The following is a 9,510-nucleotide window of genomic DNA, read 5'->3' on the forward strand; positions in this document are numbered from 1 at the left end:
GATCAGGCGACCCCGAGACCTTCGAGTACGACCGCGCCCGGAATCTCGGCGAACGCCTTGCCGGGGACGAGGAGTTTGCCGCGGCGGCGTCCGCTGCCGACCAGGACGTACGGGAGGTCGACGACGGCGGAGTCCACCAACACCGGCCAGTCGGCGGGGAGTCCGATGGGGGTGATGCCGCCGTACTCCATGCCGCTCTCGCCGGTCGCCGTGTCCATGGAGGCGAACGAGGCCTTGCGGGCGCCGAGTTGGCGGCGGACCAGACCGTTGACGTCGGCACGGGTGGTGGACAGGACCACGCAGGCGGCGAGCATGGTCTCGCCGCCGCGCTTCCCGGCCACGACCACGCAGTTCGCGGACTGCTCCAGCAGCTCCCGGCCGTAGTGCTCGACGAAGGTGGCGGTGTCGGCCCACTCCGGGTCGGTGTCGACGTAGACGATCTGGTCGGTGGGGACGCTGCCGTGCCAGCCGCGCACGGCTTCGGCGACCGGGCGGATCAGTTCGTCGAGGCAGTCGGGGGCCGGGGTGGCATGGTCGAAGTGTCCGATGGGTGCGCGCATGACGGCACGCTAACAGCCGTACGACGGCCGTTCACGGGGTGTCGCGGTGCACCGGCGGGACGGACACCGCCATCACCATCTCCATCGGCACCTCGCCCCGATTCCCGTATGTGTGCGGGGTGTTGGCCTCGAAGGTGGCGCTCGCGCCGGCCGGGACGAGGTGGTCCTCGCCGTCCACGGTGAGGGTCAGCTCGCCGGTGGTGACATGCACGAGTTCGACGGTGCCGGTGGGGTGGGGCTCGGAGGAGCTGCTCTCCCCCGGCATCAGCCGCCAGTCCCACATCTCCAGCGGTCCGGGCGCCTCGGTGCCGGCGAGCAGGCGGTTGTAGCTGCCGGCCTCCGTGTGCCAGAGCCGTACCGCCCGGTCGGCGGGGACGATACGGACCTTCGGGCCCTGTTCGTAGTCGAGCAGGGTGGTGATGCTGACCCCGAGGGCGTCGCCGATCTTGACGACCGTACCGATGCTGGGATTGGTGCGGGCCTGCTCGATCTGGATGAGCATGCCCCGGCTGACGGCGGCCCGCGCGGCCAGCACGTCCAGGGTGAAGCCGCGCACCGATCGCCAGTGCTTGACGTTGCGCGCCAGGGACTGGTTCAGCAGATCGAGGTCCGACACGTTCCGTCCATACCTTCAGTTCAATATTATGGATGACAGAGTTCACTTCGCTGAACTACGGTGTGATGCACCGATCGTTCACCGAACTGTACTGCGAGGCACCCCGTGACAGCATTCTTCGCCCTGGCCACCAGCCTCCTGTGGGGGCTGGCCGACTTCGGCGGAGGTCTGCTCACCCGACGGTCCCCGGCACTGACGGTCGTCGTCGTGTCGCAGGGGATCGCGGCGGCCGTGCTCGGCGCGGTCGTCATCGCCACCGGGGGCTGGAGCGAGGCCGGGCCGCGTCTGTGGTTCGCGTTCGCGGCGGGCCTGGTGGGACCGATCGCGCTCCTCTCCTTCTACAAGGCGCTCGCGCTGGGCCCGATGGGCGTCGTCTCACCGCTCGCCACGCTGAGCGTCGCCGTGCCGGTCGGTGTCGGGCTGTTCCTCGGGGAGCGGCCCGGGCTGATGCAGGTGGCGGGGATCGCGGTCGCCGTCACCGGGGTCGTCCTGGCGGGCGGCCCGCAGTTGCGGGGCGCGCCCGTACAGCGGCAGACCATCCTGCTGACACTGATCGCCGCGCTCGGCTTCGGCACGGTGTTCGCGCTGATCGCGGAGGCCTCCACCACTGTCACCGGCCTGTTCCTCGCCCTGTTCGTGCAGCGACTGACGAACGTGGCCACCGGCGGGGCAGCCCTCTACGTCTCCGTACGACGGGGCGGGACCGCGCTCCCGGAGGGCGGGTTCCGCTGGGGTTCGCTGCCTGCGCTGGCCTTCGTGGGGCTCGCCGATGTGGCGGCCAATGGGACGTATTCCGTTGCCGCGCAGCACGGGCCGGTGACCGTGGCGGCGGTGCTCGCGTCGTTGTACCCGGTGGTGACGTCCCTGGCCGCGCGCGGATTCCTGAGTGAGCGGTTGCGGGCGGTGCAGGCGGCGGGGGCAGGGCTCGCGTTGGTGGGGACGTTGTTGCTGGCGACGGGGTGAGCAGCAGCGGAGGGTGGGGGCCGGTGCGAACCTCCGCTCCGATGCGGGATCAGGCTTCGGCGTCCAGTTCCGCCAACCGCGCGACCGTGTCGTCGTCGAGTTCGGCGAGCCGTGCCGCGGTCTCCTCGTCCAGACCGGCCAGCGCGTTCAGCTGGTCCGGGGTGACGCCCTCGGGGATCGGCACAGGAGCCGGGGTCCGTAGCGGTGGCTGCCAGCCCTCCGCCGGAGTCCAGCGGCGTACGACCCGTGCGGGCGCCCCTGCCACCACGGCGTGGTCGGGCACATTGCCCCGGACCACCGCACCGGCCGCCACCACCACGTTCCGGCCGATCCGCGCACCCGGCAGGATCACCGCGCCGGTGCCGATCCAGCAGCCCGGGCCGATCTCGACGGGCTCCATGCGCGGCCACTGCTTGCCGATGGGCTCGTGCGGGTCGTCGTAGGAGTGGTTCGTGGAGGTGACGTAGACGTACGGGCCGAAGTAGCAGTCGCTGCCGATGGTGACCGTCGTGTCGGCGATGACGTGGCTGCCGCGGCCGAGGACGACGCCGTCGCCGAGGCGCAGGATCGGGTCGGGGCCGAGGTCGAGGTCGGGCATCAGGCCCGCGGTGAGGGTGACCTGTTCGCCGACGATGCAGTGGGCGCCGAGGTGGATCCACGGTTCGCCGAAGACGGTGCCCAGCGGGAAGGCGAGGCGGGTGGCTTCGCCGATGGAGCCGAAGCGGAAGCGGCCGGGGTTCTCGGCCGTCACCGAGCCCGTGCGCTGCACCCAGGCCCAGCCCGCGTGGACGGCGCGTTGCGCGAGGTGGCGCGGCCATTTCGAGAACGTGTTCTTGCGCTTGGGCACCCGCTCACGGTACTCAGCGTGAGCCGCACCCATGAGGTCCGGCCGCTGTGATCTTCGCCCTACCCGATGACATACGGTGCGGGTGTCTCCGACGGATAGGGAGGGTCTTATGACGCACAGGGCGTTGATCGTGGGTATTGGTGGCAGGGAGCCGGAGGTCGACGAGTCGGCGTTCGTGGCTCCTACGGCGTCGGTGATCGGGGATGTGACGCTGTCTGCGGGAGCGAGTGTCTGGTACGGGGCCGTGTTGCGCGGTGACGTCGAGCGGATCGTCGTCGGGGCGAGCAGCAATATTCAGGACAACTGCACGCTGCACGCCGATCCCGGGTTTCCGGTGACTGTCGGGGAGCGGGTGTCCGTGGGGCACAACGCCGTTGTGCACGGGGCGACCGTTGAGGACGACTGTCTCATCGGGATGGGGGCTACGGTGCTCAACGGGGCGGTGATCGGGGCGGGTTCGCTTGTTGCCGCGCAGGCGTTGGTGCCGCAGGGGATGGTTGTGCCGGCGGGGTCACTGGTCGCCGGTGTCCCGGCCAAGGTCAGGCGGGAACTCACGCCCGAGGAACGGGAGGGGTTGACCCTCAACGGGACCATGTATGCGGAGTTGGCCAAGGCGCATAAGGGGGTACATGAGTAGACCGGCTGGCGGGTGCGGGTTGTGTGTGGCTGGGCGCGCAGTTCCCCGCGCCCCTTTGGGCGATCTACTCGGCGGCGTTCACTGGTTCGGGTTGGTTCTTCTCTGCTGACATCTTTTGGGCCTTGCGCCTCACCATCAGCATGGAGGCCAGGCCCACCAACACCGCCGCGGCCAGGCCGAAGTACGAGAAGCGCTTGAGCCAGTCCTCGGCGACGATTCCTACGTAGTAGACAACTGCCGTTGTGCCGCCTGCCCAGATGATGCCGCCGAGGAGGTTGGCGGTCAGGAACTTCCAGTACGGCATGTGCAGTACGCCTGCGAGCGGGCCGGCGAAGATGCGGAGCAGGGCGATGAAGCGGCCGAAGAAGACGGCCCACATGCCCCACTTTTCGAACGACCGCTCAGCGGTGGCCACATGGCCCTCGCTGAAGTGTCTGGGGAACTTGTCGGCCAGCCAGGCGAGCAGCGGGCGTCCGCCCTTGCGGCCGATCGCGTAACCGATGGAGTCGCCGATCACCGCGCCGAGGCTCGCGCAGGCGCCGAGGATGATCGGGTTGATGCCGGAGTGCTGGGAGGAGAGCAGCGCCGCCGAGACCAGGACGATCTCGCCCGGCAGCGGGATGCCCAGGCTCTCCACCCCGATGACCAGCGCCACCACGGCGTAGACGGCCACTGGGGGAACCGTGTCGAGCCATTCCTGGACGTGCAACGCCGGTCCTCCCGGGTTCGTGTACCGCCTTGCCTGCGCGCGCCGCGCAAAAGGGCGCACTCCGGGAAGGGTACCGCTCGCCGTCACGGGCCGACGCCCCGCCGATCGGGCGCATCGGAACCGCTCCGTTACCTACCGAGCGGGCAGAAAGGGCTCTCACTTCCCGCAATTCACTTAAGGTAGCCTTGCCTAAGTTGGCCGGTTTCCGGAGGGTGGCTGGTGGGAGCAGGGGAACTGTCGGGGCGGGACGTCCTGACGCGCTCGGTCAAGGGACAGATACGGCGCGTCGCTCTCGGCTCGGCGCTCGGATGCGTGCACCAACTGGGGGAAGCCCTGGTGCCGGTGCTCATCGGCGTCGTCATCGATCAGGCCGTCGCCGGTCAGGACGCGGGGCGGCTGGCGCTCTGGCTCGGTGTGCTGGCCCTCATGTACGTGACGCTGTCGTGGAGTTTCCGGCTCGGCGCCAAGGCCGGTGAGCGCGGGGCCGAAGAGGCCGCGCACACCCTGCGGTTGGCGATCGTGGGCCGGGTGCTCGATGCGCGCGGCGGTGCCGAGGACGGTCGGCTGCCCGGTGAGCTGGCCAATGTCGCCACCGAGGACGCCAAGCGGGTCGGCGCGGTCAACATGGCCTTGATGAGCGGGATTTGGGCCGTCGCGGGTGTCGCCGTGAGCGCCGTCGCACTGCTGCTGATCTCCGTGACGCTCGGGCTCATCGTGCTGCTGGGTACGCCTGTTCTGCTATGGCTCGGGCATCTGTTGAGCAAGCCGCTGGAGCGGCGAAGCGAGGCCGAGCAGGACCGGGCCGCCCACGCCTCGGGCGTGGCCGCCGACCTCGTGGCCGGGCTGCGGGTGCTCAAGGGGCTCGGCGCGCAGCAGGCCGCCGTCGAGCGGTATCGACGGACGAGCCGTATCTCCCTTGCCGCCACGCTGCGTTCGGCGCGTGCCGAGTCCTGGCAGACCGGGCTCGTGCTCGCGCTCACCGGTGGATTCATCGCGCTGATCGCCCTGGTGGGCGGACGGCTCGCCCTCAATGGGTCTCTTACGTTGGGGCAGTTGGTGTCGGCGGTGGGGCTCGCGCTGTTCCTGCTGGGGCCGTTGGAGACGTTCGCGTGGGTCAACGCCGAGCTGGCGCAGGGCCGGGCCTCGGCCGCGCGGGTCGCCGAGGTGCTTGCCACCGGGCACTCCGTCGTGGACGGCGACGAGTCCGTCGCCGAGCCCGTGCGCGGCGAACTGCGACTTCGGGGCGTACGGCTCGGCGGCCTCGACGGCGTCGATCTCGACCTGCGCGCCGGGCAGTTGACCGGTATCGCGGTGACGGATCCGGCCGGCGCCGAGGCGCTGTTGCGCTGTCTTGGCCGGGAGACCGACCCCGAGTCGGGTTCGGTGGAGCTGGACGGTGTGCCGCTGACTCGGCTGGATCCGACGGGACTTCGGGCTGCGGTGCTGGTCGCCGCGCACGACGCGGCACTGTTCGAGGGCTCGTTGGCGGCGAACGTGACTCCGCAGGAGGAGCCAGCCGGCGACCGTCTCCTTACCGAGCGCGCCATGGCCGCCGCCCGTGCCGACGAGGTCGCCGAGTCCCTGCCGTACGGGCCCGCCACCGGTGTCGGTGAGGGCGGCCGGTCCCTGTCGGGCGGGCAGCGTCAACGCGTCCTGCTCGCACGGGCGTTGCGGGCCGGGGCGTCCGTCCTCGTCGTGCACGATCCGACGACGGCCGTCGACACGGTGACCGAGGCGCGGATCGCGGAGGGGCTGCGCGAGTTCCGGCAGGGCCGGACCACGATCGTCGTGACCAACAGCCCGGCACTTCTCGCCGTCACCGACCACGTGATCCTCCTCGACGCCGGGCGCGTCGGCGCCGAGGGCACCCACGCGGAGTTGGTACGCACCGACGCGACCTACCGGACGGCGGTGCTGGCATGACGACGGAAGGCATACGGACAGACACCGAGGACATGCGGACGGACTCCGAAGGCCTGCGGACGGACTCCGACCGTGCCCTCCTCCCCACCGCCACCCCAGCCCGTACCCGTGCCGCGGTCCGTGAACTGCTGCGCCCGCAGCGGGGGTTGGCCTTCGCCGGGTTCGGGCTGATGGTGGTCGCCACGGCTGTCGGACTGCTCACCCAGCCGCTGCTGGGTCATATCGTCGACGTGGTCACCGAGCGCCGCTCCCCCGACGCGCTCACGTTGCCCGTGGTCGCGCTGGCCGGGGTCGCCGTCGTTCAAGGCGTGACCACCGCACTCGGCATGTCGCTGGTGTCCCGGCTCGGGGAGACCGCGCTCGCGCGGCTGCGCGAACTGTTCGTGGAGCGGGCGCTGTCGCTGCCTCTGGACCGGATCGAGAAGGCCGGGTCGGGCGACCTCAACTCCCGTGTGACGCGGGATGTTTCACGGGTCGCCGACGCGGTGCGCGGTGCGCTGCCCGAACTGGCGCGGTCCGCGCTGTCGATCGTGCTGACGTTGGGCGCGCTCGCCCTGCTGGACTGGCGGTTCCTGCTCGCCGCGCTGATCGCCGTGCCCGTGCAGGCGCACACCGCCCGCTGGTATGTGCGCAACGCCGTTCCCCTGTACGCCAAGGAGCGCATCGCTACCGGGACCCAGCAGCAGCAGTTGCTGGACACCATCGGCGGGGCGCGGACGGTGCGGACGTACCGCTTGCAGAAGGGGCACACCCGGCAGGTCACCGAACGTTCGCGCGCCGCCGTGGAGTTGACGATGAGCGGGGTGCGGCTGATGCTGCGCTTCTACAGTCGGCTGCACATCGCGGAGTATCTGGGGCTGTCCGCCGTCCTGGTCACCGGGTTCCTGCTGGTGCGCGACGGTTCCGCCTCGGTCGGTACGGCCACGGCGGCCGCGCTCTACTTCCACAGTCTCTTCGGTCCGGTCAACACCGCGCTGGTGCTGCTGGACGACGCCCAGTCGGCAACGGCCGGACTGGCGCGGCTCGTCGGCGTCGTGGACGAACCCGCGCCCGTGGTCGCCGGGCGCGCTGACGACCGTACGACCATGGCCGGACCCCTGTCCGTGATGCTGACCGGTGTCTCGCATGCGTACGTGCCGGGCCGCCCGGTGTTGCACGACGTCGACCTGGAGATCCGACCCAAGGAGCGGGTCGCGCTGGTCGGGACGACCGGTGCGGGCAAGACGACGCTCGCCAAGCTGGTCGCGGGGCTGCACCGCCCGCAGGCGGGCCGGATCGACGTCGGCGGTGAAGAGCCGGACGAGGCAGGGCAGTTGGTCGGGCTCGTCACGCAGGAGGTCCATGTCTTCGCCGGACCGCTCGTCGACGATCTGCGGCTGGCCCGCCCCGACGCGCACATCGAGGAACTGCGGGAGGCGCTCGACACGGTGGGCGCGCTCGGCTGGGCCGAGGCGCTGCCGGAGGGCCTGGACACGGTCGTGGGCGACGGCGGTCACCGGCTGACCGCCGACCGCGCCCAGCAACTCGCCCTGGCCCGGCTGCTGTTGGCCGATCCGCCGGTCGTCGTGCTCGACGAGGCGACGGCGGAGGCGGGCAGTTCGGGCGCCCGTCAGCTCGACGAGGCCGCCGAACAGGCCCTGCGCGGTCGTACGGCGCTGGTCGTGGCGCACCGGCTCAGCCAGGCCGCCTCCGCGGACCGGGTGGTCGTCCTCAGCGGCGGCCGGGTCGTGGAGAACGGCACGCACGACGAACTCCTCGCCGCCCGGGGCCAGTACGCCGCGCTCTGGCAGGCCTGGTCCGACAGCCGCTCCGCCGACACCCCCTGAACCTGTCACCCCCCCGCCGTACCCATCGCGACGAACAGAAGGATCATCCGATGCCCCGCGCCACCAGAGCCTCCCGGCTGTCCGGCCTGCTCGCCTCCGTACTCCTGCTGGCCGTCACGGCGGTGGGCTGCGGATCCTCCGACTCCGACTCGACCTCGTCCTCCACCAACACGTCGGGCTCCGAGGCGAAGGCCTCCGCCGACGCGTTCCCCGTGACGATCGCCCACAAGTTCGGCAGTACGACGATCAAGTCCGAGCCCAAGCGCATCGTCACCGTGGGCCTCACCGACCAGGACGCCGTCCTCGCGCTGGGCAAGGTGCCGGTCGGCACGACCGAGTGGCTCGGCGGCTACAAGGGCGCCATCGGCCCGTGGGCCGCGGACAAGCTGGGGAGTTCGGCGGCGCCGACCGTCCTCAAGGACACCGGCACGGGCCCGCAGGTGGAGAAGATCGCCGCCCTGAAGCCCGATCTGATCCTCGCCGTCTACTCGGGCCTGACCAAGGCCCAGTACCAGAGCCTGTCGCAGTTCGCGCCGGTCGTCGCCCAGCCGAAGGCCTACAACGACTACGGCGTGCCGTGGCAGCAGCAGACCGAGGAGATCGGCCAGGCGCTCGGCAAGGCCGACGAGGCCAAGACCCTGGTGGCGGGCGTCGAGGCCAAGTTCGACGCGGCGAAGAAAGCCAACCCCGCGTTCGCCGGCGCCTCCGCCGTCATGGCGACCCCGTACGAGGGCGTGTTCGTCTACGGCAGCCAGGACCCGCGCTCGCGACTCCTGTCCGACCTGGGCTTCTCGCTCCCGAAGGACCTCGACAAGGTCATCGGTGACACGTTCGGCGCCAACATCAGCAAGGAGCGCTACGACCTGCTCGACCAGAAGGTCGCCGTGTGGATCGTGCCGGACACCACCACGGCGGTCACCAAGTTGCACAGCGACAAGATCTACGGCGACCTGAACGTGGTGAAGCAGGGCCGCGAAGTCTTCATCAAGGAGACCAGTGACTACGGCAACGCGGTATCCCTCTCTACGGTGTTGAGCATCCCCTACGTCCTGGACCGCCTGGTGCCGCAGCTCGCGGCGGCGGTGGACGGCAAGACGTCGACGAAGGTGGAGCAGCCCGCCTCCTGACCCAACGGAAGGGGGGCCGGCCCGAGTTCACGACTCGGACCGGCCCCCCTTCCGCGTACTCAGACCCCGTCGACCAGGCTCTTGGGCCGCATGTCCGTCCAGTTGGCCTCGATGTGGTCCAGGCACTCCTGCCGGGCGGCGGGTCCGTGCGCGACCGTCCAGCCGGCCGGCACGTCCACGAAGTCGGGCCACAGGCTGTACTGGCCCTCGTCGTTGACGAGGACGGAGTAGACGCCTTCGGGGTTCTCGAACGGGTTGCTCATGTCGGGAGTTCCTTGCCTTTCGTCGGGATCTACTGTCGG

At 70.5% G+C, this 9,510-nt stretch carries 10 protein-coding genes; 5 read left to right on the plus strand and 5 right to left on the minus strand.

Translation table 11 applies throughout. The annotated features are described in order from the left end of the window. Positions 1-2: 2 nt before the first annotated feature. Both ACIBJH_RS28965 and ACIBJH_RS28970 read right to left on the minus strand, forming a co-directional pair. Positions 3-560, minus strand: a complete 558-nt coding sequence (locus ACIBJH_RS28965) for a YbaK/EbsC family protein (RefSeq protein ID WP_399119808.1) — start codon at positions 558-560, stop codon at positions 3-5. A gap of 31 nt (positions 561-591) precedes the next feature. Continuing rightward, positions 592-1,176, minus strand: a complete 585-nt coding sequence (locus tag ACIBJH_RS28970; RefSeq protein WP_399119809.1) for a helix-turn-helix domain-containing protein — start codon at positions 1,174-1,176, stop codon at positions 592-594. A gap of 105 nt (positions 1,177-1,281) precedes the next feature. Between ACIBJH_RS28970 and ACIBJH_RS28975 the strand changes: the two genes are divergently transcribed. Continuing rightward, positions 1,282-2,139 (plus strand): EamA family transporter, encoded by an 858-nt coding sequence (locus tag ACIBJH_RS28975; protein WP_399119810.1) that lies wholly within the window; start codon positions 1,282-1,284, stop codon positions 2,137-2,139. 49 nt (positions 2,140-2,188) lie between these two features. Here ACIBJH_RS28975 and ACIBJH_RS28980 read toward each other — a convergent pair whose 3' ends face one another. Continuing rightward, positions 2,189-2,986, minus strand: coding sequence for an acyltransferase (locus ACIBJH_RS28980; protein ID WP_399119811.1), 798 nt, complete (start codon positions 2,984-2,986; stop codon positions 2,189-2,191). Positions 2,987-3,095: 109 nt separating this feature from the next. Here ACIBJH_RS28980 and ACIBJH_RS28985 point away from each other — a divergent pair, with 109 nt between their 5' ends. Then, positions 3,096-3,623, plus strand: coding sequence for a gamma carbonic anhydrase family protein (locus tag ACIBJH_RS28985; RefSeq protein WP_399119812.1), 528 nt, complete (start codon positions 3,096-3,098; stop codon positions 3,621-3,623). A gap of 64 nt (positions 3,624-3,687) precedes the next feature. Here ACIBJH_RS28985 and ACIBJH_RS28990 read toward each other — a convergent pair whose 3' ends face one another. Then, a complete protein-coding gene (locus ACIBJH_RS28990) occupies positions 3,688-4,332 on the minus strand; it encodes a DedA family protein (protein ID WP_399119813.1) in 645 nt (214 codons plus the stop codon). Positions 4,333-4,551: 219 nt separating this feature from the next. Between ACIBJH_RS28990 and ACIBJH_RS28995 the strand changes: the two genes are divergently transcribed. The 3 genes from ACIBJH_RS28995 to ACIBJH_RS29005 are packed head-to-tail and all read left to right on the plus strand — an operon-like array spanning position 4,552 to position 9,208. Further along, positions 4,552-6,255, plus strand: coding sequence for an ABC transporter ATP-binding protein (locus ACIBJH_RS28995; protein ID WP_399119814.1), 1,704 nt, complete (start codon positions 4,552-4,554; stop codon positions 6,253-6,255). A gap of 32 nt (positions 6,256-6,287) precedes the next feature. Further along, on the plus strand, positions 6,288-8,081 hold the full coding sequence (locus ACIBJH_RS29000) for an ABC transporter ATP-binding protein (protein WP_399119904.1): 1,794 nt from the start codon (positions 6,288-6,290) through the stop codon (positions 8,079-8,081). A 50-nt stretch (positions 8,082-8,131) separates the two neighbouring features. Next, positions 8,132-9,208: an iron-siderophore ABC transporter substrate-binding protein gene (locus tag ACIBJH_RS29005; RefSeq protein WP_399119815.1), complete on the plus strand. Its 1,077-nt coding sequence runs from the start codon at positions 8,132-8,134 to the stop codon at positions 9,206-9,208. Between the two features lie 59 nt (positions 9,209-9,267). On the opposite strand, the gene ACIBJH_RS29010 is transcribed toward ACIBJH_RS29005, so the two are convergent. Continuing rightward, a complete protein-coding gene (locus ACIBJH_RS29010) occupies positions 9,268-9,471 on the minus strand; it encodes an MbtH family protein (RefSeq protein ID WP_093624131.1) in 204 nt (67 codons plus the stop codon). Positions 9,472-9,510 lie beyond the last annotated feature (39 nt).

The sequence above is a fragment of the Streptomyces sp. NPDC050548 genome (genome assembly GCF_044457385.1).
Taxonomy (GTDB): domain Bacteria; phylum Actinomycetota; class Actinomycetes; order Streptomycetales; family Streptomycetaceae; genus Streptomyces.